22 protein-coding genes are annotated in these 24,549 nt (G+C 69.3%); 6 read left to right on the top strand and 16 right to left on the bottom strand.

All coding sequences use genetic code 11. The features are described from left to right. Window positions 1-40: 40 nt before the first annotated feature. From AZG88_RS10035 to aspS, 13 genes are all read right to left on the bottom strand, one after another. Entirely contained in the window at window positions 41-547 is a 507-nt protein-coding gene (locus AZG88_RS10035; RefSeq protein WP_005241678.1) for a shikimate kinase, read from the bottom strand. Between the two features lie 38 nt (window positions 548-585). Continuing rightward, window positions 586-1,773, bottom strand: coding sequence for a chorismate synthase (aroC, locus tag AZG88_RS10030; protein ID WP_025432519.1), 1,188 nt, complete (start codon window positions 1,771-1,773; stop codon window positions 586-588). A 75-nt stretch (window positions 1,774-1,848) separates the two neighbouring features. After that, window positions 1,849-2,508: a prepilin peptidase gene (locus AZG88_RS10025; protein WP_025432518.1), complete on the bottom strand. Its 660-nt coding sequence runs from the start codon at window positions 2,506-2,508 to the stop codon at window positions 1,849-1,851. A 34-nt stretch (window positions 2,509-2,542) separates the two neighbouring features. Beyond that, window positions 2,543-3,370 carry a shikimate dehydrogenase gene (locus AZG88_RS10020; protein ID WP_005241670.1) on the bottom strand — a complete coding sequence of 276 codons (828 nt, stop codon included), beginning with the start codon at window positions 3,368-3,370 and terminating at the stop codon, window positions 2,543-2,545. Beyond that, entirely contained in the window at window positions 3,360-5,054 is a 1,695-nt protein-coding gene (locus tag AZG88_RS10015; protein ID WP_061697596.1) for an endolytic transglycosylase MltG, read from the bottom strand. Before AZG88_RS10015 ends, AZG88_RS10020 begins: the two co-directional genes overlap by 11 nt. Continuing rightward, window positions 5,051-5,587, bottom strand: coding sequence for a Holliday junction resolvase RuvX (gene ruvX / locus AZG88_RS10010; protein WP_061045035.1), 537 nt, complete (start codon window positions 5,585-5,587; stop codon window positions 5,051-5,053). Before ruvX ends, AZG88_RS10015 begins: the two co-directional genes overlap by 4 nt. 2 nt (window positions 5,588-5,589) lie before the next feature. Further along, window positions 5,590-8,262: an alanine--tRNA ligase gene (gene alaS, locus AZG88_RS10005; RefSeq protein WP_005241652.1), complete on the bottom strand. Its 2,673-nt coding sequence runs from the start codon at window positions 8,260-8,262 to the stop codon at window positions 5,590-5,592. A 123-nt stretch (window positions 8,263-8,385) separates the two neighbouring features. Beyond that, complete coding sequence (locus AZG88_RS10000; protein ID WP_025432517.1) at window positions 8,386-9,819, bottom strand: replication-associated recombination protein A; 1,434 nt, start codon at window positions 9,817-9,819, stop codon at window positions 8,386-8,388. A 54-nt stretch (window positions 9,820-9,873) separates the two neighbouring features. Beyond that, entirely contained in the window at window positions 9,874-11,049 is a 1,176-nt protein-coding gene (locus tag AZG88_RS09995; protein WP_005241649.1) for a phosphotransferase family protein, read from the bottom strand. Window positions 11,050-11,114: 65 nt separating this feature from the next. Further along, complete coding sequence (locus tag AZG88_RS09990; protein ID WP_025432516.1) at window positions 11,115-12,065, bottom strand: transglutaminase family protein; 951 nt, start codon at window positions 12,063-12,065, stop codon at window positions 11,115-11,117. After that, window positions 12,062-14,641, bottom strand: coding sequence for a circularly permuted type 2 ATP-grasp protein (locus AZG88_RS09985; protein ID WP_061697595.1), 2,580 nt, complete (start codon window positions 14,639-14,641; stop codon window positions 12,062-12,064). The genes AZG88_RS09990 and AZG88_RS09985 overlap by 4 nt, the downstream gene beginning before the upstream one ends. Continuing rightward, window positions 14,641-15,612: a DUF389 domain-containing protein gene (locus AZG88_RS09980; RefSeq protein ID WP_061697594.1), complete on the bottom strand. Its 972-nt coding sequence runs from the start codon at window positions 15,610-15,612 to the stop codon at window positions 14,641-14,643. Before AZG88_RS09980 ends, AZG88_RS09985 begins: the two co-directional genes overlap by 1 nt. A gap of 70 nt (window positions 15,613-15,682) precedes the next feature. Further along, window positions 15,683-17,491, bottom strand: coding sequence for an aspartate--tRNA ligase (gene aspS / locus AZG88_RS09975; RefSeq protein WP_061697593.1), 1,809 nt, complete (start codon window positions 17,489-17,491; stop codon window positions 15,683-15,685). Between the two features lie 143 nt (window positions 17,492-17,634). On the opposite strand from aspS, the gene ypfJ reads away from it, so the two are divergent. The 3 genes from ypfJ to AZG88_RS09960 all read left to right on the top strand — a co-directional run bounded on the left by ypfJ (window position 17,635) and on the right by AZG88_RS09960 (window position 19,971). Continuing rightward, window positions 17,635-18,561, top strand: coding sequence for a KPN_02809 family neutral zinc metallopeptidase (ypfJ, locus tag AZG88_RS09970; protein ID WP_061697592.1), 927 nt, complete (start codon window positions 17,635-17,637; stop codon window positions 18,559-18,561). 64 nt (window positions 18,562-18,625) lie between these two features. After that, entirely contained in the window at window positions 18,626-19,252 is a 627-nt protein-coding gene (locus tag AZG88_RS09965; RefSeq protein WP_061697591.1) for an ArsR/SmtB family transcription factor, read from the top strand. A 2-nt stretch (window positions 19,253-19,254) separates the two neighbouring features. Next, complete coding sequence (locus AZG88_RS09960) at window positions 19,255-19,971, top strand: SRPBCC family protein (RefSeq protein WP_061697590.1); 717 nt, start codon at window positions 19,255-19,257, stop codon at window positions 19,969-19,971. A 17-nt stretch (window positions 19,972-19,988) separates the two neighbouring features. Here the strand turns inward: AZG88_RS09960 and AZG88_RS09955 are convergent, their stop codons facing one another. Beyond that, window positions 19,989-20,444, bottom strand: coding sequence for a hypothetical protein (locus AZG88_RS09955; RefSeq protein WP_061697589.1), 456 nt, complete (start codon window positions 20,442-20,444; stop codon window positions 19,989-19,991). Between the two features lie 130 nt (window positions 20,445-20,574). On the opposite strand from AZG88_RS09955, the gene AZG88_RS09950 reads away from it, so the two are divergent. Beyond that, on the top strand, window positions 20,575-20,997 hold the full coding sequence (locus tag AZG88_RS09950) for a PPOX class F420-dependent oxidoreductase (protein ID WP_061697588.1): 423 nt from the start codon (window positions 20,575-20,577) through the stop codon (window positions 20,995-20,997). On the opposite strand, the gene AZG88_RS09945 is transcribed toward AZG88_RS09950, so the two are convergent. Beyond that, window positions 20,984-22,027 carry an Rv2578c family radical SAM protein gene (locus tag AZG88_RS09945; RefSeq protein ID WP_061697587.1) on the bottom strand — a complete coding sequence of 348 codons (1,044 nt, stop codon included), beginning with the start codon at window positions 22,025-22,027 and terminating at the stop codon, window positions 20,984-20,986. The two genes, AZG88_RS09950 and AZG88_RS09945, sit on opposite strands and share 14 nt — an antisense overlap. Window positions 22,028-22,135: 108 nt before the next feature. On the opposite strand from AZG88_RS09945, the gene AZG88_RS09940 reads away from it, so the two are divergent. Then, window positions 22,136-22,534, top strand: a complete 399-nt coding sequence (locus tag AZG88_RS09940; RefSeq protein ID WP_061697586.1) for a RidA family protein — start codon at window positions 22,136-22,138, stop codon at window positions 22,532-22,534. 121 nt (window positions 22,535-22,655) lie between these two features. On the opposite strand, the gene AZG88_RS09935 is transcribed toward AZG88_RS09940, so the two are convergent. Continuing rightward, a complete protein-coding gene (locus AZG88_RS09935) occupies window positions 22,656-23,318 on the bottom strand; it encodes an ArsR/SmtB family transcription factor (protein WP_061045041.1) in 663 nt (220 codons plus the stop codon). Between the two features lie 86 nt (window positions 23,319-23,404). Between AZG88_RS09935 and AZG88_RS09930 the strand changes: the two genes are divergently transcribed. Further along, on the top strand, window positions 23,405-24,549 hold a 1,145-nt coding region (locus tag AZG88_RS09930), incomplete at its 3' end, for an MBL fold metallo-hydrolase (RefSeq protein ID WP_061697585.1).

Raw genomic sequence — 24,549 nt, 5'->3', positions numbered from 1 at the left:
GGGGTCGCCCATCACTCGGCGACTCCGCCGGGGTCGCCCATCACTCGGCGAGTTTCGCCACCAGCTGCTGCACCACACGGGCGGGGCTCCGACCGTCCGTGCGTATCCGGATGGACGCCACCTGCCGGTACAACGGTCGGCGCTTGCGCATCAACTCGGTGTACTTCTGGCGGGGGTCGCCACCGGCGAGAAGGGGGCGCGCGGTGTTGGTCCCCGTGCGCTTGAGCCCCTCGGCCACGCTGATCTCGAGATAGATCACGGTGTGGCCCTTCAACAATTCCCGGGTGCGCTCGGAGAGGATGGATCCACCGCCGAGCGACACGATCCCCTCGTGGCTCTCGATGGCCTTCCGGACGATCTCTTCCTCGAGCGCGCGGAAGGCGGGTTCGCCCTCCTGGACGAAGATCTCGGCGATCGTGCGTCCCGCCTCTTCCTCGACCGCCACGTCGGTGTCGAACAACGGAAGGTCCAGGGCCTGCGCGAGGCGCCGCCCGATCGTGGACTTACCCGCTCCCGGGGGGCCGACGAGTACGGCTTTCGGTGCCATCATCCGTCACCGCCCCGACGCGACGGCAGACCGGCTGGTCATCGCGCGAGCCGGGCTGCGACGCCCGACGCGTAACGCTCGTAGTTGGCGGTCGTCTCGGCAACCGAGTCGCCCCCGAACTTCTCGAGTGCCGCCTGGGCGACGACCAACGCGACCATCGCCTCGGCCACGACACCGGCGGCGGGCACCGCGCACACGTCGGACCGCTGGTGAATGGCCACGGCCTCCTCACCGGTCGACATGTCGACGGTGGCCAGTGCGCGCGGAACCGTCGAGATCGGCTTCATCGCCGCGCGAACGCGGAGCGCCTCCCCGTTGGTCATGCCACCCTCGAGACCGCCCGCGCGGTTGGTCGAACGCAGGATTCCGTCCGGGCCCGGACGCATCTCGTCGTGCGCCTGGCTGCCGCGACGGCGCGCGGTCTCGAAGCCGTCGCCGACCTCGACACCCTTGATGGCCTGGATTCCCATCAGGGCGGACGCGAGACGGGCGTCGAGGCGGTCCGCGCCGCTGATGAACGATCCGAGACCCACGGGGAGACCGTGGATGACGACCTCGACGACACCGCCGAGGGTGTCGCCGTCACGCTTGGCGGCCTCGATCTCGGCGATCATCGATTCCTCGGCGGCCTTGTCGAAGGCACGTACCGGGCTGGCGTCGATCGCCGCCAGATCCGACGCGGTGGGTTCTGGGCCGACGTAGGGGGCGGACGCGCCGATGGAGATCACGTGGGACAGCACCTCGACGCCGAACACCTGGCGGAGGAAGCTGCGGGCGAACGTCGCGGCCGCGACCCGGGCCGCGGTCTCGCGCGCACTCGCGCGTTCGAGAACCGGGCGGGCGTCGTCGAATCCGTACTTGAGCATGCCCGAGTAGTCGGCGTGACCGGGGCGCGGGCGGGTGAGCGGCGCATTCCGCGCCTGATCGGCGAGCAGTTCGGCGTCCACCGGGTCCGCGGACATGATGGTTTCCCACTTGGGCCATTCCGTGTTGCCCACCTCGACGGCGATCGGTCCGCCGAGCGTCCGCCCGTGGCGCACGCCACCGACGATGGTGACCTTGTCGGCCTCGAACTTCATCCGCGCACCGCGGCCGTAGCCGAGGCGGCGTCGCGCGAGTTGGGTCGAGATGTCCTCGGACGTCACTTCGACGCCCGCGACCATCCCCTCGAGCATCGCGACGAGGGCGGGACCATGGGATTCTCCGGCAGTTATCCAGCGCAGCACGCCCAATATCCTTCCATGTCGCCGCGCCCGGCAGTGACGGTGGTCCTCCCAACCGCGTGCCGGGCGCGGACTCGTTCAGGTGACGTGCGCGGCGAACAGCGCAACCAGTGTCGCGGCACACATGGCAGGGCCGTGCGGGAGCGGCGGCGGCGAACGCCGGACGGCGAGGACGATGCAGCCCGCCAGCGCTGTCAGCGCCGGCGCGAGCCCGGCCGCGAGCACCCAGACCTCTCCCCCGGCCAGCCCGGCAGCCGCGCCGACTCCGAGTGCGAGTTTCACGTCACCCGCACCGACCGCACCGGGTGCGCCCAGGTACAGGGCGAGATACGCCGCCGCCAGCAGGAACCCGCCGATCACGGCGGCGGCCGCGGATCCGGTCGCCGCACCGCCGACGACGATCGCGAGGAATCCGGGCAGGGTCAGTAGGTTCGGCAGCCTCCGCGCACACAGATCGGTGGCGGCGAGACTCACACACCACCACCAGAACGCGAGCGCACACGGCAGCACCCACGGGGCGGATGCGGCGGAGGCGGCCCACACCGTGACGGCGACGCCGACGGCGCACACCGCCTCGCACCAGCCCGGCCGCACCGTGCCCACGAACAGACAGGCCGTCCGGCGGGCTGCCCATCCCGCACCCGCACCTGCCACCACACTCGCCGCGATCAGCCACCACATACCGAGCAGCATGCATGACCGGGTCACGGTGTCGATCACCGTGACCTGGCACGACAATCGACCTGTGGACGGCGGTCCGGCCTGTGGACAACTAGCCCAGAGCGGCCGCCATCGCCTCGCGCGGCGCCGGGCGACCGGTAAACTGCTCCACCTGACCGAACGCCTGGTGCAGGAGCATCGAGAGCCCGCCGACGACGGTGCCGCCGGCCGCCTCGACCGCGGCGGCCAGCGGGGTCGGCCACGGGTCGTAGATCGCGTCGAGCACGAACGGCGCCCGCCCGAGAAGGTCCGCGTACTCGGTGATCGCCGCGGACGGAACGGTGCTGACGAGCGCGGACGCCGCCGCGCACCGGGCACCGAGTTCCGGGCTGTCGAAGCCGAGCAGCCGGACGTCGAGCCCCACCGATTCTGCGCACCCCAATGCACCTGCCGCGCGACCCGCGTCCCGTGCCACCACGGTCACGGATTTCACGCCCATGTCGGCGAGCGCCACGAGCGCGGGCCTGGCCGTTCCCCCGGCGCCGACGACGACCGCCTCGGCGCCCGCGATGGTTCCGACACCACCCGCGGTGAGCGCACCGCTGACCCCGTCGACGTCGGTGCAGTCGGCACGCCAGCCACCTTCGATACGGACGAGGGTGTTCGCCGAGCCGATCGCCACGGCCCGTTCGGTGCGCTCGGACGCGAATTCGAGTGCGGCGATCTTGCCCGGCATCGTGACGGACAGACCGACCCATTCCGGGCCGAGCCCGGACACCAGGCCGGGCAGCCGCTCCCCGTCGCACTCGATCCGGTCGTAGGTCCATCCGGTGAGACCGAGCGCCCGATACGCCGCGAGGTGCAGTTGCGGCGAGCGCGAATGCGCGATCGGGCTGCCCAGCACCGCAGCTTTGCGTGCGGTCACCACTTCATCGTCCACTGTTGAGAATCCCGTTGTTGAGAGCCTGGTCGATGTTGGCCAGGTGTTCGTCGTAACTCTTCGTGAACAGGGTCGTGCCCTTCGAATCGACCGTCACGAAGTAGATCCAGTCGCCCGGCGCCGGTTGTTCGACGGCCTGCAACGCCCCGATGCTCGGCGAGGAGATCGGCGTCGCAGGCAGCCCGGGGCTGGCGTACGTGTTCCAGGGTGTCACCTGTGCGCGGTCGGCGTCGGTGGTCGCCAGTTCGGTGGTGTCGAGCGCGTAGTTGACCGTCGAGTCGAACTGCAGCGCCTGGTTGACCGCGAGCCGGTTGAGGATGACGCGAGCGACCTTCGAGAAGTCGTCCGGCATCGCCTCCCGCTCCACCAGCGACGCCGCGATCAGCATCTTGTACGGCGTGAGGCCGACCTGGTTGCCCGCGGTGAGGATTCCGGTCTTCTCGTAACTCGCGGAACTGTCCGTGACCAGTCGCTGGAGTATGGCGGCGGGGCCGGCGGTCGGATCGAAGTCCCAGCTTCCCGCGGCGATCAGTCCCTCGAGCTGACGGTCCCGGTCCGGAACACCGGCGACCGCGTCCTTCGCCCAGTCGGGCACCCCGAGCGCGGACAGGTCGCCCGCACCGGCGGCGTTGAGGTCGTCGTAACTGATGCACTGCTCCTGGCCGGCGTCACCCATACAGCTGGCCTCGGAGATCAGCGTGTAGATCCCCTTCTTCTTGGCCCCGGTCTGCACATCGGTGGTGTCGTGGAGTTGCCTGCCCTCGGAGATGATCATCTGCCCGACACGGGAGGCGGGGTCGACCAGTTCCTGCACGGCGTCGTCCGCCGGAATCTGGGTCGAGAGGCTGTAGAAGCCGGGTTGCACCGAGTTCATCGCATTGCTCTGGACTGCGGCGTTGAAGAAGGCCGATCCGCTGGCGACGATGTCCCGCTCCGCCAGGGTGGAGGCGATCTCCTCGGCGGTGTCGCCCGGATGCACCTGCACGACCACTTCGGGACCACCCGGGCCCGCGTAGTCCGCGGGGGCGTCGGGCCCGCCGAAGAACATCTTGCCGCCGACGAACACGATGCCGACCAGCACGATCAGGACCGTCGCGGCCGCGAGGGCGCCGAACAGTTTCCCTCGGCGAGCGCGGCCCTCGGCCTGTTTGCGGCGGCGGGCCTGCGTGCGGGCGTGGGCGCGCGACGGCGGGATCTCCTCGGGGATCGCCGAGATTATCTGCGTCTCGGCCTCCGCGAACGCGACATCGGGCTCGTGGGGCGGTGTGTCGTAGCCGTCGTCGGGATAGGCGTGGGCCTCGTACGGTTCGTCGACACGTACGGGCTCGTCGACGTACGCGTAGTCGTCGTACGCGTGGTCGTCTGCTGCCGGTTCGCGGTAGGCGCGGGCGTCGCCGTACGAGCGGGGACCGTATCCGTCCTCGTAGACGGGCTCGGGGTCGAACGGTTGCTCGTACACCGGCTGCTCGTACACCGGGTCCGCGTAGTCGGCGTGGGGTTCGTCGACTACACGGTCGTCGTACACCACCGCGTGCCTGCCCGTGGTGACGACGTCGTCGTCCTCGGGGGGCGGCGCGTAGTCGACCTGGTCGTCGTCCTCGTCGAGGTAGCGGTGCCGTCGGGGTTCGCGGGGGACGTACTGGAATTCGGGTCGCTCACCTGAGGGTCGGCGATGATTGCTCACTGGCCTCCCTCCGGTAGCTGCACGTCCCTACCTGAATCCCCTGCGTTCACCGACCCGCTCCGCTCGTCCAACCATCCCTGCAAGATCGCCACCGCCGCAGCCTGGTCGATCACAGGACGCTGGCCCCTCGCACTGACACCGCTCTCGCGAAGCGCCCGCGCGGCCGTGACGGTCGTCAGACGTTCGTCCGCCATCCGCACCGGTATCGGGTCGACCTTCCTTCGCAATCGCTTCGCGAACACAGTAGCGATCGAGGCGGCCTTCCCCCGTTCACCCCGCAAGGTCTGCGGCAGACCGACGATAACCTCCACGGCCTCGTATTCCTCGACAATGTCGGCAATGCGCCGGATATCCGGCGCGTCGGGTCCCCGCTCCTTGGACCGGGGCACCGTCTCCACGGGGGTGGCGAGGATCCCGTCGGGGTCGCTCGACGCGACGCCGATCCTGACGCTGCCCACATCGATGCCGATGCGCCGACCACGCCCAGGGTCGTCGACTCCCGGTCGATCCGGACCCTGTTCCGCGTGATCCACTGCTACTGGCTCCCCACCTTGTCCGCCACTTGTCCCCGGACAGCGTCGAGGGCGGCCGCAATTCCGCTGGTGTCGGAGCCGGAACCCTGGGCCATGTCGGCCTTTCCGCCTCCGCGGCCGCCGATCTTCGGACCGAATCCCTTCACGAGGTCGCCGGCCGCCAGGCCGAGTTCCTGTGCCGCCTTGTTCACGGCCACCACGAACGGAACCTTGCCGTCGACGTCGCCGAGCAGCACGACCACGGCGGGCTGGGTGCCGAATCTGCCGCGGATGTCGGTGACGAGCCCACGCAGGTCGTTGCCGCCGACGCCGGCCGGGGCGGAGTCCGCGACCAGCAGCACGGGCCCGACCCGCTGCGCCTTGTCGACGAACGTGCCCGCCGCGGCGAGGACCGCCTGCGCGCGGGTCTGCTCGAGTTCCTTCTCCGCCACCCGAAGTCGCTCCACCAGCGCCTCGACGCGGGCAGGCACTTCTTCCGAGGGCACCTTCAGCGACGACGACAGACCGGCGAGGAGCGCGCGTTCCTTGGCCAGGTACCGGTACGAATCGAGCCCGACGTAGGCCTCGACGCGACGCACACCGGAACCGACGGACTGCTCACCGAGCAGTGTGACGTTGCCGATCTGCGAGGAGCTACCCACGTGAGTTCCACCACACAGCTCCATCGAGAACGGTCCGCCGATCTCGACGACCCGCACCTCGTCGCCGTAGTTCTCGCCGAACAGCGCCATCGCACCCATCGACTTCGCCTTGTCGAGGTCGGTGACGAACGTGTTCACCGAGTAGTCGGCGGCCACCGCCTCGTTCGCGACGACCTCGATGTCCTGCTTCTGCGCTTCCGTCAGCGCGCCCTGCCAGGAGAAGTCGAAACGCAGGTAGCCCGGCTTGTTCAGCGAGCCGGCCTGAACCGCGTTGGGGCCGAGCACCTGCCGCAACGCGGCGTGCACCATGTGCGTGCCGGAGTGCCCCTGGGTGGCACCCTTGCGCCACGCGGCGTCGACCTGCGCGAGCACGACGTCACCCTCGGTGAGCTGACCCTCCTGCACGGTCACCTTGTGGACCCACAGCTTCTTGGCGATCTTCTGGACGTCGTTGACCTTCACCCGCAGTCCCGGGCCCGTGAGGGTACCGAGGTCGGCGATCTGTCCACCCGCCTCCGCGTACAGGGGGCTGCGGTCGAGGATGACCTCGACGTCCTGGCCGGCCGTCGCGACGGGGACCCGCTGCCCCTGCGAGATCAGCGCGAGAACGTGTGCCTCGGAGACCAATTCGTGGAATCCGGTGAACTCGGTGGGTCCGCGATCGAGAAGTTCCTTGTAGACGGTCAGGTCGGCGTGCGCGTGCTTACGGGCCTGGGCGTCGTCCTTCGCGCGCTGCCGCTGTTCCGCCATCAGCGTGCGGAAGCCCTCCTCGTCGACGGTCAGGCCCGCCTCGGCGGCCATCTCCAGGGTCAGGTCGATCGGGAAACCGTACGTGTCGTGGAGTGCGAACGCCTGGTCGCCGCCGATCGTCGACTTACCGGACGCCTTCACCGACTCGGCGGCGCCTTCGAACAGCTTCGAGCCGGACGTGAGGGTCTTGAGGAACGCGGTCTCCTCCCCCACCGCGACCGTCTCGATGCGGCCGAAGTCGGTGTCGAGGACGGGGTACGACGGTGCCATCGTGTCGCGGACGACGGTGATGAACTCACGCATGCTGGGCTTGTCGGCGCCGAGCAGCCTCGCGGACCGGACGATGCGCCGCAGCAGGCGGCGCAGGACGTAGCCACGCCCGTCGTTGCCGGGGTTCACACCGTCGGCGATGAGCATCGCGGCGGTGCGCGCGTGGTCGGCGATCACCCGGAAGCGCACGTCGTCGTCGTGGACGGCGCCGTACTTGCGGCCCGACAGTTCCTCGGCCTTCGCGATGACCGGGCGCACGAGGTCGGTCTCGTACACGTTGTCGACGCCCTGGAGCAGGAACGCGACGCGTTCGACGCCCATGCCGGTGTCGATGTTCTGCTTCGGCAGCGGGCCGAGGATCTCGAAGTTGTCCTTGCTGATGCCGAGGCCACGCTCGTTCTGCATGAACACGAGATTCCAGATCTCGATGTAGCGGTCCTCGTCGGCCTCCGGGCCGCCTTCCTTGCCGTACTCGGGGCCGCGGTCGTAGTAGATCTCCGAGCACGGGCCGCAGGGGCCGGGAATGCCCATGGACCAGTAGTTGTCGGCCATGCCTCGGCGCTGGATTCGCGATTCGGGAACGCCGACCTCGTCGCGCCAGATGTCGCGGGCCTCGTCGTCGTCGAGGTAGACCGTCACCCAGATGCGCTCGGGATCGAAGCCGTAACCCCCGTCGTCGACGCTCGAGGTCAGCAGCGACCATGCATGCTTGATCGCGTCGCGCTTGAAGTAGTCGCCGAACGAGAAGTTGCCGGCCATCTGGAAGAACGTGTTGTGCCGTGTGGTGATGCCCACATTCTCGATGTCGAGGGTGCGCACACACTTCTGGACACTGGTCGCCCTCGGGTACGGCGGCGTCTGCTGGCCGAGGAAGAACGGCACGAACTGCACCATCCCGGCGTTGACGAACAGCAGGTTCGGATCGTCGAGAATCAGCGAGGCGCTGGGTACCTCGGTGTGGCCTGCCTTGACGAAATGGTCGAGGAAGCGCCGGCGAATCTCGTGGGTCTGCACGTCAGTGATCCTTATTGTCTGTCTCGAGGGCAACGATGGGTCGAACTACAGGGTCGAACCGGGGGTCCAGCCGCTGGGGTGCGGTCGCCGGGCAGCCGGGCACACCCGGCGGTTCGGCAACATTCAGCTTAACCGGCCACCCTGACGGTTCGTGCCGCGGACGATGGCGCGCAATTTGTCCACGCGCCCCGCGATGTCCCGCTCACCGCCGTGAGTGGTGGGCTGGTAGTAGTCGACGCCGACCAGCTCGTCCGGCGGATACTGCTGCGCCAGTACCCCGTCGGGATGGTCGTGGGGATAGCGGTACCCGACGGCGTTGCCGAGTTTCGCCGCCCCCGCGTAGTGGCCGTCGCGCAGATGCGGCGGGACGAGTCCGGCGTTTCCGGCGGCGACGTCCGCCATCGCGGCGCCGAGCGCGGCGATGACGGCCCCCGACTTGGGAGCGGTCGCGAGGTGGATCGTGGCCTGCGCGAGGGCCAGGCGGGCCTCGGGCATACCGATCAGCTGCACCGCCTGCGCGGCGGCGGTCGCGGTCTGCAACGCGGTGGGGTCGGCCATCCCGATGTCCTCGCTGGCATGGACCACCAAGCGCCTCGCGATGAAGCGGGGGTCCTCGCCCGCGGTCAGCATCCGCGCCAGGTAGTGCAGGGCGGCGTCGACGTCCGAACCGCGGATCGACTTGATGAAGGCGCTGATCACGTCGTAGTGCTGATCGCCGTCGCGGTCGTAGCGGACGGCCGCCTTGTCGACGCTCGCCTCCACGGTCGCGAGGTCCAGCAGCACCGGACGGTCCGCGTCACCGGCCTGGTCGAGCGCAGCGCCCGCCGCCGCCTCGAGCGCGGTGAGCGCCCGGCGGGCGTCGCCGGCGGCGAGGCGCACCAGATGATCCATCGCGTCACCCGCGATCTCGATCTCCCCGCCGAGACCCCGCTCGTCGGTGCGGGCCCGCTCCAGGAGGTTCTCGATGTCGTCCGCCGTCAGCGACTGCAGTTGCAGGACGAGTGAGCGGGACAGCAGCGGGGACACCACGGAGAACGAGGGGTTTTCGGTGGTGGCGGCAACGAGCAGCACTATCCGGTTCTCCACCGCCGCCAGCAGGGCGTCCTGCTGGGTCTTGGAGAAGCGATGCACCTCGTCGATGAACAGCACCGTCTGCTCGCCCGCAAGGAGGCGGCGGCGTGCCAGTTCGATGACGCCGCGCACTTCCTTCACCCCGGCGGACAGCGCGGACAGTGCCTCGAAGCGGCGGCCGGTGGCCCCCGAGATCAGCGACGCCAGCGTGGTCTTGCCCGTGCCTGGCGGACCGTACAGGAGGACGGACGCGGCCCCCGACCCCTCCACGAGTCGTCGCAGCGGCGCACCGGGGCCCAGGAGATGCTGCTGCCCGACCACCTCGCCGAGCGTGCGGGGACGCATGCGCACGGCCAGCGGTGCGTGGTGGTCGACCGTCACCGGACCGGGAACCGATCGCGGGGCCGCCGCCTCGTCGGGCTGCGCCGTCTCGAACAGGCCTGCCGACTCGTCCTCGCCGACATCCGAACCGAAAAGATCGCTCACAAGTTCGACGCTACTGGAACCGCACCGTCCGACCCAGTCCGGCCGGACCGCGGGTCAGCTGACGGACAGTCCCCGGATCTTGTCGGCGATGACGCGGGCGTGGTGGGCGACCACCGTGTTCCCGGCGTGATCCGCCGAACGCGCCAGCTTGTCCCAGCGCTGGGTCAGCGCCTCGGACCGCGGCACGGACAGGTGGTGCTCGCGGACGGCGGCGATCCGCGTGTGGTTCTCCGGCAGGAACAGGTAGGTGCTGAGCCACACCCAGATCAGCTGCGCCTCGACCATGCGGGCGGCGAGCACGTTGTCGTCGGCGAGCGCGGGCCACATCCCCACGACCTCCGCGCGCCAGGCCTCGATCATCGCCTGTGTCCGGTCCTCGGACAGGTCGATGCTGCACAGGCAGCCGGGGAACGAGACCAGCGCGTACGCGATGTCGAGCATGGCGTCGCGGAAGCCGCCCCACTCGTAGTCGAGGAACCGTACCCCCTCGTCGTTGACGATGATGTTGTCCGGGCACAGGTCGGAGGGGCTGAACGCCCGGAACCGGCCGCTCTCGAACAGCTTCGCGGCGCGCGCCACCTGATCGGTCAGGTCCGGCGAGACGTCGACGCGGAGGATCTCGGACAGCAGGCCGGGCACGGCGGGCACCGCACGCTCCACCTGCTCGGCCACGGTGTCGTCGCAGTGCGCCACCTCGGCTCGGCGCAGCAGCGCGGTGAAGTCCTCCTCGCGGCCCACAGTGGCCGCGTGCATGCGCCCCAGTGCCTGGGCCATCGCCATCAGGGTGTTGGTGACGGTGTCGGAGTCGGAGTGCTCGAGGAGGGCGCTGATCGGGGTGGCGTCCCCGAGGTCGCTGAGCACGAGGAGCCGGGCGTCGAGGTCGGATGCGAGCAGTTCGGCTCCGGGGCGGCTGTCCGTCGCCAGCGCGGTCGCGAACTGGTACGAGACGGCCTCCCGAAGGAAGGCGCTGCGGCTGTCGCCGGTGAGATCGTCGGGATCGACGGCCCGCGCGCCGGACACCCCGGACTCCTCGCGGACCTGCTTGATCACCAACGTCCGCGGCAGGGAGAACGGATTCTCCGCCACGCGCACACGGAGCACGATGGTGCGGCCACTACCGCCGAGATCCACGGGATCCACCAGTGTCACGGGTGCCCCTGTGCGACGGGTGAGCAGCTTCTCGGCTGCGGCAACTACCTCTGAAACGGGGTCTGCCAGTATTGCAGTCATCGCGGACCAACTTACCTGCTAGTGACACGGATCATCGAGTCCTCCACCGGAAGCCCGGATGAATTTCAGCATTTCGGCTGATCCGGCGCGAGCACTTCCATGGGCGCGACGTCAACCGACACCGCAATGGTGCTGTTTCGTGCCTCTGTGTATATGACACCCCGCAGCGGCGGCACATCAGCGTAGTCCCGACCCCACGCGACCACGGTGTACCGCTCGTCGACCAGCTGGTCGTTGGTGGGGTCGAAGGCGAGCCACCGGTCCCCCGGCATCCACACGGCGGCCCAGGCGTGGGTCGCGTCGACGCCGATCATCCGTTCCTTGCCGGGCGGCGGCTGCGTCGCCAGATAGCCGGACACGTACCGGGCCGCGAGTCCGCGCGACCGCAGGCAGACGATGGCGAGCCGGGCGAAGTCCTGGCACACCCCCGACCGCTTCTCCAGCACCTCCGCGACACGCGTGGAGACCGACGTCGACCCCGACTTGTACTGGAAGTCGCGGTGGATGCGCGTGGTGAGATCGACCACCGCGTCGACGAGGGGCCGTTCCGGCGGGAAACTCGGCGCCGCGTACTCGCGGACCGCATCGCTGATCTCGGGGGGTTCGAGGTCCAGCACGAACTCCTGCGCCATCGCCCCCTCGGTTCCCACGGGGCGGGACAACTCCCACGGCGCGTTCGCCGGTGCGGCGGCGAGCCTGGTCTTGTCCGGACCGTAGACCTCGATCTCGGACTCCGCCGCCACGACCAGTTCCTCGTGCGGGGTGCTCACCTGGAAGTACAGGTCCCGGTTGCCGTACACGTCGGACCCGGTGGAGCGGTCCGCGGGGACCGGAGAGATGTCGACGACGGAACTGACGCACCGCTGTTCCTCGGTGTCGCGGGGCAGGAGGTAACCCCGGCCGTACGACGAGGACACCGGCCCCGAGTACGTGTACGTGGTGCGGTGGGTGATCTTGTATCGGCGCAGCACCGGCCGTTCCGCTGCCTCGTCCGTCCGGGGCGACACGCCGGTCATGCGGGAACCCCTCCCTGCGAGGCGCTCCACGTCGTCCCGCTGCCCCACAGCGGCTGGGTGCCGCCCGGCAGCGACAGCTGACCTTTCAGCATCACGTCGGACAGTTCGCTCAGCAGCGCGCGCATCGTGGTCGTCAGCTCACCCAGCTCCTTCCGGGACCCGTTCGCGTCCACCGATTCGAGTCGAAGGGGGTCGACGCGGCGCACGGTGTTGACCATGTACTCGACGAGCCGCTCCGCACGCGACGCACCCGAGGCGTCCGGCAGTGCGGCCAGATTCGCGCGGAGCGCCTCGAGTTGGAACGCCAGCGACCGCGGGTTCTTCACGTCGAACAGCAGCAACTCGGCCACGGCGGCCGGGCGAATGCTCCGATTGCGGCGGCGGTAGACGACCGAACTCTCGGTTGCGACGAGAAGCGATTCGATCACCGCCCGCTCGGTCGCCGGATCCGTTCTCCGCCGCAGCGTGGACTCCACCAGCGCAGTCAGCGTCGATGCCCGCTCGATCCGCTTGCCGATGTCCATGACGTGCCAGCCGGTGTCCCGGACCAGCGATTCCGCGGCGACTCCCGACAGGGCGAGCATCCCGCCGAGCACCGCGGACTGCGCCTCGAACAGCACGGACCCGTCGTCGACCGTGTCGGCAGCGACCTGTCCGAGCACGCGTTCGACGGAACTGAGGACGGCCCAGATGTCGTTCGACAGTTGCCCGCGCACGGCCCGCGCGGCCTGCTCGACGCCGCGGACCGCGTGCGCGAGCGACCCGTCCCGGTCGGGGTCGATCGTCAGCGAACGGAATTCCGAGCGCACCCGCAGCTGGTCGGCGACCGGATCCGAGCCGGACTCGGCACCGCGACCGGGCCCCTCCGGGCGGTTTCCGGCGTCGGCGACCCGCAAGACCGTGTCCAGCAGGACCGGGAGGCTTCCTCCGCCCGCGAGCCACGGTCGCAGGCGGTAGTCGCGGTACTTCTCGCCGACGGCGATCATCAGGCGTGCCGCACCCTCGGCGCGCTCGGCGAACCGGCCCATCCAGAACAGTTCGGTCAGTGCGCGCGGCGACGTCATCAGATCGGACGTCGTCGCCGCATACGTGGGCAGCGCTTCCCCGTCACGGTCGGCGCCGTCCCCCGGATCGGTGGACGCGGTGCGCTGGGCCAGCCGGATCCAGACGTCTTTCGCGCCGGCATGGCGCCGGTCCCCGCGCTCGGCCCCGGGAACGAGGGACGTGCCGAGACCTCCGGCCATCGGGGTGAATCCCACCTGCTGCGCGACACCGAACAGCCGCATCCCGACCGGTGCGAGGAAGACGTCCCCGGATCCGTCGGCTGCGGGCGCATACGAGGGGTCCGGCACGATCTGCCCGACCCACCGCTCGGGTTCGGCCCGCACCCGGTCCAGCAGGGTGTCCCGGTCGGCGGCACCGAGCTCGGCGGGCACGATCGGCGAACCCCTGTGCACCGCGCGCAGCACCATCGACGAGGCGTTCGCGAGGATGTGCGACAGCTCCGACCGGTCGCCACCCCAGAAACTCGGCACGGACGGCAGCAGCAGGTCCTCGTCGAAGAGACGACGGCACAGGTCCGGCAGCAGCCGGGTGAGGGCCGGGTTCTCCAGGATTCCGCTGCCGAGGGGGTTGACGACGGTCACCGCTCCCCGTCGCAGCACCTCGACGAGCCCGACCACGCCGGACCGGGAGTCGGGCCGGAGGTCGAGGGGGTCGGCGAGGTCGGCGTCCACCCGCCGGACGATGACGTCGACACGTTCCAGATTGCCGAGGGAGCGCATCCACACATGGCCGTCGCGGACGACCAGGTCGGCGCTCTCCACGAGCGGGAAGCCGAGGACTGTCGCGAGATACGCCTGATCGAACGCCGCCTCGGACCGGGTACGGGGGCTGAGGACCACGACCAGGGGGTCCTCGGTGCCCGCGGGGGCGGCGTCGATCGCCGCGAGCCGCATCGACTGGGCGAACGAGGACAGCGGGCGCGGGCCCACGGTCTCGTAGATGCCGGGCATCGCCCGGGCGACGACGCGGCGGTCCGCCATCGCGTAGCCGGCGCCTGCCGGGGACTGCGTGTGGTCGCGCAACGCGTGGAACGTGCCGTCCGCCCCGCGGCCGACGTCGAGTCCGTGCAGGAACAGTTGATGGCGGCCCGGCACCGTGATGCCGTGCGCCGCACGGACGTAACCCGGGTGCCCGAACACCGTGCGCGCCGGCACGGCGCCGCTCCGGACGAGCGCCATCGGTCCGTACAGATCGGCCAGTACCGCGTCGAGGAGGCGGGAACGCTGCACGAAGCCCGCCGCGAGTTGCTCCCACTCCTCGGCCGCGACGATCAGCGGGACCGCGTCGATCTCCCACCGCGGCGGCGCGGTCGGGGCGTCCGATCCGTCGAGGGGGTTGTAGGTGATCCCGTGATTGTCGACGAGAAGCCGGATGCGGGACTGCAGGCGGCGGACGGAGTCCGGTCCGCCGCCCGTGAAGTCCTGCGCCAACTCCGCCCACGGTTCCCGGACGTCGCCGCCGTCGCCGAAGAGTTCGTCGTAGCCCGCGCCGTCGTGCGGTGAGACGATCATCAGGCCCTCCGCCTCTGTGCCGGCGAGCGCTCTTTCCGCGCCTGTTCGAGGAGCCGGCGGGGATCGCCTCCGCTGCGCAATCGCAGTGCCAGAACCAGGACGCCTGCGATCACGATGCCCACCATGTTGACACCGAGCTGCAGCGCCGCCAGCGCCGCCACGCGCCATTCGCCCACGGTGACCGCGACGACGGCGAATCCCGCCGCGGGAACGGTGGTGACCGAGATGAAGACGCCGACGAGTGCCGCCGACTTCGCGGACACGAGCGCGAGCATGCCGGCCGCGCCGGCGAGGAGCGCGACGATCAGTGAGAGCGGTCCGACCCGGTAGATGAAATCGACCTGGTCGAGGGACTCGATGCTCTCGAACTCCATCCAGCCGACCCGCTCCATCAGCAGCGTCGCGACCAGCGTCGCCGCCATCGCGAACGGGAAACCGAAGAGCAGGGCGATCAGCGACCGCCGGGCCAGACCGAGCTTGCGCCGCATCAGCGCGACGGCGAGCGCGGCGAGCGGACCGAACTCCGGTCCCACCACCATCGCCCCGACCACGGTGATCGGCGAGTCGGTCACCACACCCACCGCGGCCAGCAGGCAGGCGATGGTGAGGAACGCGAGGAAGGTGCCGTTGAGTGTCGACTCCTCGCGCGTCCGGCTGACCAGTTCCTCCCACACGACGCTGTCCGCGGGATCACCCGGGGCCGCCTTCTCCGCGTCGTGTGCGGATTTCGACAGCACCGTTTCGACGGGCTCCACCGTGATCGCACCGGTGCGGTCGATTCCCAGGGCCTCGAGCGCGTCGATCACGTCGTTCGCGGCCTCGCGGGCCACGTCGGTCTGGATCGCGTCACCGGCGGGGTCGATCGCGGCGGCGCGCAGCACCACCACGTGGGTGGCGCCGGGTTCCGCCGCGAGCACACCGAGGACGTCCTCGGTGCGCTCGGCCGGACAGATCACTCGCAGGTGCAACATCGTGTCCCCCGGCTGTTCCGCGTCGTCCGGTCAATCGAGTCCTGCCGGCAGATCGCGCCGGCGGGCCCGCCTACTTGGCTGCGGGTGCGTCGGGCTTGGCCGCCGCGGCCTCGCCCTTCGGCTCCGGCTTGGCGTCCACCCCGGACTCCTTGCGCTGCTGCGCGGTGATCGGAGCCGGAGCATTGGTCAGGGGATCGACGCCGCCGCCCGACTTCGGGAACGCGATGACCTCACGGATCGAGTCGACACCGGCCAGCAGCGCGGTGATGCGGTCCCAGCCGAACGCGATGCCGCCGTGCGGCGGGGCGCCGAACGCGAACGCGTCGAGCAGGAAGCCGAACTTCTCCTCGGCCTCCTCGTGGGAGATGCCCATCACCTTGAACACTCGCTCCTGAATGTCCTTGCGGTGGATACGGATACTGCCGCCACCGATCTCGTTGCCGTTGCAGACGATGTCGTAGGCGTACGCCAGCGCGGAACCCGGATCGGTGTCGAACGTGTCGAAGGACTCCGGCTTGGGCGAGGTGAACGCGTGGTGCACCGCCGTCCAGGCGCTGTAGCCGAGCGCGACGTCGCCGCTCGCGGTGGCGTCCGCGGTCGGCTCGAACAGCGGTGCGTCGACGATCCACACGAACGCCCACGCGTCCGGGTCGATGAGGTCCTGCTTGCGGGCGATCTCGCCACGCGCGGCGCCGAGCAGCGCACGGGACGACTTGGTGGCACCGGCGGCGAAGAAGATGCAGTCGCCCGGCTTCGCGCCGACGTGCGCGGCGAGCCCCTCGCGTTCGGCGTCGGTGAGGTTCTTGGCCACCGGTCCGCCGAGCGTGCCGTCCTCGCCGACGAGCACGTACGCCAGGCCCTTGGCCCCGCGCTGCTTCGCCCATTCCTGCCAGGCGTCGAGCTGCTTACGCGGCTGGCTCGCACCGCCGGGCATGACCACCGCGCCGACGTATTCCTGCTGGAAGACCCGGAAAGTGGTGTCCTTGAAGAACTCGGCGCACTCCACCAGTTCGACACCGAAACGCAGGTCCGGCTTGTCGGAACCGTAGCGACGCATCGCCTCCGCGTACGTCATCCGCGCGATCGGCGTCTTGATCTCGTGCCCGACCAGTTTCCACAACGACGACAGCACCTCCTCGGCGAGGAGGATGACGTCGTCCTGGTTGACGAAGCTCATCTCGATGTCGAGCTGGGTGAACTCGGGCTGGCGGTCCGCGCGGAAGTCCTCGTCGCGGTAGCAGCGCGCGATCTGGTAGTAGCGTTCGATGCCACCGACCATGAGCAGCTGCTTGAACAGCTGCGGGCTCTGCGGCAACGCGTAGAAGCTGCCCGGCTGCAGTCGCGCGGGAACCAGGAAGTCGCGGGCGCCCTCCGGCGTCGACCGCGTCAACGTGGGCGTCTCGACCTCGACGAACTCGTGGTGCGCGAGCACGGCGCGTGCCGCGGCGTTGACCTTGGACCGCAACCGGATGGCGTGACCTGGGCCCTCACGGCGCAGGTCCAGGTAGCGGTACTTCAGGCGCGCTTCCTCACCGGCCTGGTCGTCCAGCTGGAACGGCAGCGGCGCGCTCTCGTTGAGGACCTCGAGATCGGTGACGTTGACCTCGATGGCCCCGGTGGGGATCTCGAAGTTCTGGTTGCCCTCGGGACGCACCTCGACCACACCGGTCACCTTGACGCAGTACTCCGCGCGCAGACGGTGAGCCTGCTCGGCGGCGGCGCCCTCCCGGAACACCACCTGGGAGACACCCGACGCGTCACGTAGATCGATGAAGATCACCCCGCCGTGATCACGACGCCTGGCAACCCAACCGGTGAGGGTTACGGTCTGCTGGGCCTGCTCGGCTCGCAATGAACCGGCGAGATGTGTGCGCAGCACGGGATTCCTTTCGAAACATGGGGCAAGCTACTTCGTTGGCTGAGATCCTACGGAGACACCGTGCGTGAGCGGAAACGCATACCCGCTTCACGTGCGAGCCTCGATCGGCACGCACCGGAAAACTGACGAGAAAGCGACGACACATGACCTTCAACGAGGGCGCCCGAATGGACTCCGGCCGGGTGTCGGTCGGGGGCGGGGGCGGCGGTGGTCTCGGCGGCAAGTTCGCGATGGGCGGCGGCGCCGGCGGTCTGATCGTGCTGGTCCTCGCACTGCTCCTCGGCGGCGATCCCGGCTCGCTGCTCGGCGGCCTCAGCGGCACCACCGATTCCGCCGGCCAGAATTCCGGCGCCGGCCTCGCCGGATGCGAGACCGGCGCGGACGCCAACCGCGACGTGAACTGCCGAGTGGTGTTCACTGCAGGCAGTCTCGACTCCGTGTGGGAGCAGGAGCTCGCGAAACAGACCGGCACGGCGTACGTGCCGCCAGAGGTCGTGCTGTTCTCCGGTTCGGTCAACACCGGCTGCGGCAACGCCACCAGCGACGTCGGACCGTTCTACTGCCCGGCCGACTCGACGGCGTACTTCGACACCAGCTTCTTCCAGCTCCTCGTCGACCGCTTCGGGTCCAGCGGCGGACCGCTGGCACAGGAGTACGTCGTGGCGCACGAGTTCGGCCATCACATCCAGAACCAGCTCGGCGACATCGGGCGGGCTCAGGCCGACCCGCGGGGCGCCGACTCGGCCGCGGTGCGAACCGAGTTACAGGCCGACTGCTACGCGGGCGTGTGGGCCCACTACGCCGACACCCTCCCCGGCCCCGACGGCGGGCCGCCGTTCCTGAACACCCTCACCGACACCGACATCGACGACGCCCTCTCCGCCGCCTCGTCGGTCGGTGACGACCGGATCCAGCAGTCCGCGGGCGCCCGGGTGAATCCCGAGGGCTGGACGCACGGCTCCTCGGAGCAGCGCCAGAAGTGGTTCGCCACCGGGTACCGGACGGGTCAGGTCCAGGCCTGCGACACCTATTCGGCACGCGATCTGAACAACCCGCCCGCGCTGCGCTGACCACTCGACACCCGACAATTATTTTTGTCTTGACAGAATTTACTGTCGGTGCGACAGTTGACGCATGTTGGACGTAGCAGTGATCGATCAAGCGGCCGCCGCCGAGATCTCCCTGGACCCGGTCCGGGCACGGCTCCTGGCGGCGCTGGCCGAACCCGGTTCGGCGAGTTCCATCGCCGCGACGGTCGGATTGACGCGACAGAAGGCCAACTACCACCTGCGGGCGCTCGAGGAGCACGGCCTCGTCGAACTCGTCGAGGAACGCAAGAAGGGCAACGTCACCGAGCGGGTCTTCCAGGCCACCGCGGCGTCGTACGTCATCTCCCCCGCCGCGTTCGCCGCCCTCGCACCCGATCCCGACCGGTCGCCGGACCAACTGTCGGCCCGCTGGCTGGTGGCACTGGCCGCTCGCCTGGTGCGTGAGGTCGGCGAGCTGATCGCCGGCGCCACCGCGGCGCGTCAGCCGCTGGCCACCTACGCGATCGACAGCGAGATCCGGTTCGCGTCCGCGGCCGACCGGTCCGCCTTCGCCGACGAACTCGGCGAGTCCGTGAAGCACCTGGTGGCCCGATACCACGACGAGAACGCCCCGAACGGCCGCAGACACCGACTCGTCGTCGCACTGCACCCCAGCCTGAAAACACCGTCCGAGCAAGCGAAGTCACCCGACAACCGTCACGAGGAGAGCTAGCCATGTCCGAGAACTTCGAGATTCGCCGCGAGGTCGTCCTGAACGCCACTCCGGAGGACGTGTTCGCCGCCGTCACCAGCGGCACCGGCGGGTGGATGTTTCCCTCCGAACTCGATCCCGGCGTCGGCAGCGAGGGACCGGACGACCCGACCGTCGTCGCGTGGGAGCCGCCGCGGAAGTTCGCCGTGCGCCAGGAAGGTCCCGACGGCTGGTTCAACGCCCTCGAATACCTGATCGAGGCCCGCGACGGCAGCACCGCGGCGCTGCGCTACGTCCACAGCGGCATCTTCACCGACGACTGGGACGCGCAGTACGACGGCGCCGACAAGCACACCACGTTCTACCTTCACAGCCTCGGCCAGTACGTCCAGTACTTCGCAGGCCGCGCGGCCACCTACATCACGACCGGCGGCCCGGATACGTCCACCGGTCCCGGCGCAATGGCCACACTCCGCGGCGCGCTCGGTCTGACCGATACCTCGACCGCCGGCGACACCGTGTCCGTCGCCGTCCCCGGTTTCGGCACCGTCGACGGCGTCGTCGACTACCTGACGCCGCATTTCATCGGCATCCGGACCGCCGATGCGCTGTACCGGTTCTACGGCCGGAACGCGTTCGGCGGGACAGTCGACGCGGCGCACCACCTGTTCGCCGCGGGTGCCGACCAGGAGAAGTCGCAGGACGCGTGGAAGTCCTGGCTGGACAACGTCTTCGCCTGAACCCGCAGCACCGACACTCAGGTCGCCGTGAACTCGCCCCGACCCGGAATGTTCGGGGTGCTCGTGGTGATCTCGATGCTGACCCGGCCCGCCCCCGGATCGAAGTACACGGCTGTCGGCGCGCCCGGACCGTCCCACCCGCTCAACGCCCACTGCTTCGTTCCGGAGGCACCGGTGTCGAGATTGCGCCAGAGCAGGGTTCCGTCGACCAGGCAGACCCGGGAGGGGCCCACGAAGTATGTCTTCAACAGCACGTAGTTCGGCCCGTACGACTCCGGGTAGTCGGACGACGCCTGGGCGTCGATCCGCCCTCCGCACACGCTGATGTCGCCGGGGTTCAGACCGTGCCCGATCGTGTAGGTGGGGGTCAGCGTCACCGTATCCGCCCCGGCGGCGGCCGGTGCACCGAGCAGTGCGGCCGCGGCGAGCGAACCCACCACCGCCGATCGGACAACCAGATTTCCCACAGGCATGACGCTCCTCGGTCGGTGTGCGTCGGGCGAACCCCCTCTCCCCTTGTCTCCGGGAAGGCGGGGAGCGTTACTCGTCCGCTTGGCTAGTGTCGACACAGGGACATCGGTTGACATCGAAGAGGAGATTTCCATGTCGTTCACGGACGAAGAGATCGCCTACCTGCGGTCGCAGCCGATCGCCCGCGTCGCCACCGTGGGCGCGGACGGGCAACCCGACGTGGTTCCACTCGCCTTCGAGTTCGACGGAACGGACTTCTGGGTGGGAGGTTCCGGACCGTCCGTCGCCGGTACCCGCAAGTTCCGGAACATCCGGGCCGGGAGGAACAAGGTGTCGCTGGTCGTCGACGACCTGGTGTCGTTCGAGCCATTCGTCGCGCGCTCCATCCGCGTCTACGGCTCGGCCGATCGGCCGGTGGAACGGGACGGAATGGTCGGTCCCGGTCTCTACGTGCGCATCGCACCGACCGTCTCGTGGAGCTGGAACATGGCGGGAGAACCTGCCGGCGCCGAATGGTACGAGCCGAGACGGACCGTTCACGTCAGAACAGAGTGAGCGCCGGTCCGGGACGACCGACACCGACCAGTTCACCGCGATCGGACTCGACGGCCTCGCTGCGCCCGGCCTCCCGATGGTTCGCCCCGCCACCCAGACCGTACCGGTCGACGAGTGGGTCGACACGCTGCTTCAGCCACGACTTGTATTCGGGCGGAACGTAGGCCGCCCGCCCGTACAACTGCCGGTACTGACGGACGAGCGCGGGATGCTCCGTCGACAGCCAGTTCATGAACCAGCCCTTGGTACTACCTCGCAGGTGCATCGGGAAGACGGTCACACCCGAGGCGCCCGCGTCGGCGATGGATTCGAGCAGCCCGTCCAGATGCCGTACCGAATCGGTCAGGAAGGGAATGACGGGGGCCACCATCACATTGCAGGGCAGTCCGGCGTCGGTGATCGCCCGGATCAGATCGAGACGCGCCTTCGGAGAGGGCGTGCCCGGCTCGATCGACTTCTGGAGGTCGGGGTCGTGGATCGCCAGCGACACGCCGATGCTCACCGGCACCTGCTGGGCTGCGAGCGTCAGCAGCGGGAGGTCGCGCCGCAGCAGCGTCCCCTTGGTGAGTATCGAGAACGGGGTGGCGGATTCGGCCAGCGCCCGAATGATGCCGGGCATCAGACGGTACCGGCCCTCCGCTCGCTGATAGGGATCGGTGTTGGTGCCGAGCGCCACGTGCTCCCGCTTCCACGACCTACGTCCCAGTTCCTTGCGCAGCACCGCCGCGACGTTGGTCTTCACGACGATCTGACTGTCGAAATCGCGGCCCGCGTCGAGGTCGAGGTATTCGTGGGTGGGCCGTGCGAAGCAATAGCGACACGAGTGTGAGCATCCGCGAAAAGCGTTGACAGTGAAGCGGAAAGGCAGTTGCGACTCCTCAGGCATCTTGTTCAGCGCACTCTTGCAGAGCACCTCGTGGAAGGTGATGCCGTCGAACTCGGGTGTCTGCACGCTGCGCACGAGCCCGGCGCGCTCCAGCCCCGGCAATGCACCGTCGTCGGCGTCGACCGCTTGCCCATCCCACCTCATGAGTACATGCGAACATTTGTTCTAACCGCTGTCAAGACTTCGACCCGCGAGGAGACCGGACCGTCGAGTACGACCGCGCTGGTGAGCGCCGAATCGAGGCTTGCGACAATGTCGCTCATGTCGAACAGAAACAACGTCTCGTCCGGTTCCGAGTGGGAAGCCAAGATCGGCTATTCCCGAGCCGTGCGGATCGGTCAGCTCGTGTCCGTGTCAGGCACCACTGCGTCGGGTCCCGACGGGCCCGTCGGTGGAGACGATCTCGGAGAACAGACCCGGGAGGCACTGCGCCGAATCGAGGCAGCACTGTCGGAGGCCGGCGCGAGCACGACCGATGTCATCCGCACCCGCCTGTACCTCACCGACATGAGCCGGTGGGAAGAGGCCGGCATCGCGCACGGCGAGGTCTTCGGCGAGATCCGTCCCGCCACCACGATCCTCGAGGTCAGCGCGTTGATCGCCCCCGGCCTGCTCATCGAGATCGAGGCCGACGCCGTCATCGGCGACTGACTCACCCGGGAGGCGGCTCCTCACCCAGCGCTCACGCCGCACGCAGCAGCGTGATCATCACCGTCTCGACTCCGGGTGTCGAGCGGCTCCATCAAATCCACCGCAACAGCCGGGTTTGCGGTCAGGTCAGGGAGTCGACCGGTAGGGCCGCCAGCCGCCACTCGAGCATGCCGTCGGCCAGCCGCGCTGCGCGGCGGCCGTGGTCGGTCAGCAGCCGGACCGCGTCGTGGGCGAGCACGCAGTAGGCGCCGCGGCAGTAAGCGACGATCTCCTGATCTTCGGGCAGGTCGGCCAGGTGATCGGCCAACTCGTCCAACGGAATCGACACCGCCCCGGGGATGTGCCCGGCCTGGTATTCCTCGCGGGGGCGCACGTCGAGCACCGTCACCTTCCCCGATCGGGCCCGCTCGAGCAGCTGGTCCTTGCTCACGTATTCGGTGTCGGCCGGGCCGAGATACGTGGTGCGGGCGGCCTCGACGTCGGGCAGGTGTTCGTTGGCGACCGTACGGACCAGTGCGAACAGCTGCGCCACGTCCTCGCCGGCGAGCCGGTAGAAAACCTTGGTGCCCTCGCGGCGGGTGGCCACCAGATTGGCCTGCTTGAGGGTCTGCAGATGCGCGGACGCGGTGGTCACTCCCAGCTCGCAGGCGCGGGCAAGGGCGTCGACGGTGCGTTCGCCCTGAGCCAGCAGATCCAGCAGTTCGAGCCGCTTGCCGCTGCCCAGGGCCTTGCCGACCCGGGCGAACTGGTCGAACAGTTCCGTCTTCGCGATCCGATCACCCATGGCATTCTCCAATCATCTTTGGAATAGTGTAGAACATGTCAGGTCGGGGCATTGCACCGCGACACGGTCGACACAGGAGAGACGCCATGGCCGGAATCGATCTGGTACCGCTCGTCGACGACGGACTCGGCAACTCCGCCTACCTCGTGGATCTCGGCGACGGTCGCGCGTTGGTGGTCGACGTCAGCCGGGACCTGCGCGCGGTGCATGCCGCGGCCGCCCGCCGCGGGTTGACCGTCGCGTTCGCCGCCGACACCCACCTGCACGCCGACTTCCTTTCCGGCGCCCACCAACTCGGCGCCACTATTGGGACGCGCGTGCTGGCCTCAGCCGCCGGGGACCGGGAGTTCCCCCATACCGGGCTGCGCGACAGCGACGAGGTGGACCTGGGCGGGCTGCGGCTGCGGGCCCTGATGACGCCCGGGCACACCCACGAACACCTCTGTTACCTGCTCCTCGACGGCGAGAAGGAGGTCGGGGTGTTCACCGGCGGCTCGCTGCTGGTCGGCTCTGCCGCCCGTACCGACCTGATCTCTCCGGAGCGCACCGAGGCCCTCACCCGCGCCCAGTACGCCTCCCTGCGCCGTCTCGCCGCGCTACCCGGCGAGGTGGCGGTGTGGCCCACGCATGGGGCGGGCTCGTTCTGCTCGGCCCCGCCCGGCGCCGAACGCACCAGCACCATCGCCCGCGAACGCGCCACCAACCCGTTGCTCGCCGCCCGCGACGAGGACGCGTTCGTCGACCAACTGCTGGGATCGCTGGGCAGCTATCCGCCGTACTTCCGCCGGCTCGGGGAGGTCAACCGACTCGGTCCTCCACTCCTCGACCAGGATCCGGCGCTGCCGGCGCTGACCGTCGACACCGTCCGCGCCCAGTTGGCCGGGGGCGCCGCCCTGATCGATGTGCGCGCGCTGGCCCGGTTCGCGGCCGAACACATCCCCGGTGCGGTGTCGATCCCGCTGCGGCCGGTCTTCGCCAGCTGGCTGGGCTGGCTCGCCCCGGCCGACCGGCCCCTGATCATCGTCCGCGACCAAGACCAGGACGTGGACGAGATCGTCTGGCAAGCAATGAAAATCGGGTACGACAATCTGATCGGTGAACTCGACGGCGGCCTCGCCGCCTGGACCGCCGCCGAACTCGCGGTGGCCGCCACGGCGCTGACCGGCCCCGACGGGGTCGGCAATGTCCGGGTCCTCGACATCCGTCAACGCCCCGAATACCTGGCCGGGCA

This window comes from Rhodococcus sp. LB1, assembly GCF_001583455.1.
Classification (GTDB): Bacteria; Actinomycetota; Actinomycetes; order Mycobacteriales; family Mycobacteriaceae; genus Rhodococcus_F; species Rhodococcus_F opacus.
The sequence above is the reverse complement of the archived record's forward strand: the minus strand, read 5'-3'. Positions and strand labels throughout refer to the sequence as shown.

Coding starts and splice junctions, on each gene's coding strand:
- AZG88_RS09985 (WP_061697595.1), bottom strand. CDS start 14,641: ATGATCGTCTCACCGCACGACGGCGCGGGCTACGACGAACTCTTCGGC.
- AZG88_RS09965 (WP_061697591.1), top strand. CDS start 18,626: ATGTTGGACGTAGCAGTGATCGATCAAGCGGCCGCCGCCGAGATCTCC.
- AZG88_RS09990 (WP_025432516.1), bottom strand. CDS start 12,065: ATGACCGGCGTGTCGCCCCGGACGGACGAGGCAGCGGAACGGCCGGTG.
- ypfJ (WP_061697592.1), top strand. CDS start 17,635: ATGACCTTCAACGAGGGCGCCCGAATGGACTCCGGCCGGGTGTCGGTC.
- AZG88_RS09960 (WP_061697590.1), top strand. CDS start 19,255: ATGTCCGAGAACTTCGAGATTCGCCGCGAGGTCGTCCTGAACGCCACT.
- AZG88_RS09940 (WP_061697586.1), top strand. CDS start 22,136: ATGTCGCTCATGTCGAACAGAAACAACGTCTCGTCCGGTTCCGAGTGG.
- AZG88_RS09945 (WP_061697587.1), bottom strand. CDS start 22,027: ATGAGGTGGGATGGGCAAGCGGTCGACGCCGACGACGGTGCATTGCCG.
- AZG88_RS09950 (WP_061697588.1), top strand. CDS start 20,575: ATGTCGTTCACGGACGAAGAGATCGCCTACCTGCGGTCGCAGCCGATC.
- AZG88_RS09955 (WP_061697589.1), bottom strand. CDS start 20,444: ATGCCTGTGGGAAATCTGGTTGTCCGATCGGCGGTGGTGGGTTCGCTC.
- AZG88_RS09995 (WP_005241649.1), bottom strand. CDS start 11,049: ATGACTGCAATACTGGCAGACCCCGTTTCAGAGGTAGTTGCCGCAGCC.
- AZG88_RS09980 (WP_061697594.1), bottom strand. CDS start 15,612: ATGTTGCACCTGCGAGTGATCTGTCCGGCCGAGCGCACCGAGGACGTC.
- AZG88_RS10035 (WP_005241678.1), bottom strand. CDS start 547: ATGGCACCGAAAGCCGTACTCGTCGGCCCCCCGGGAGCGGGTAAGTCC.
- AZG88_RS09935 (WP_061045041.1), bottom strand. CDS start 23,318: ATGGGTGATCGGATCGCGAAGACGGAACTGTTCGACCAGTTCGCCCGG.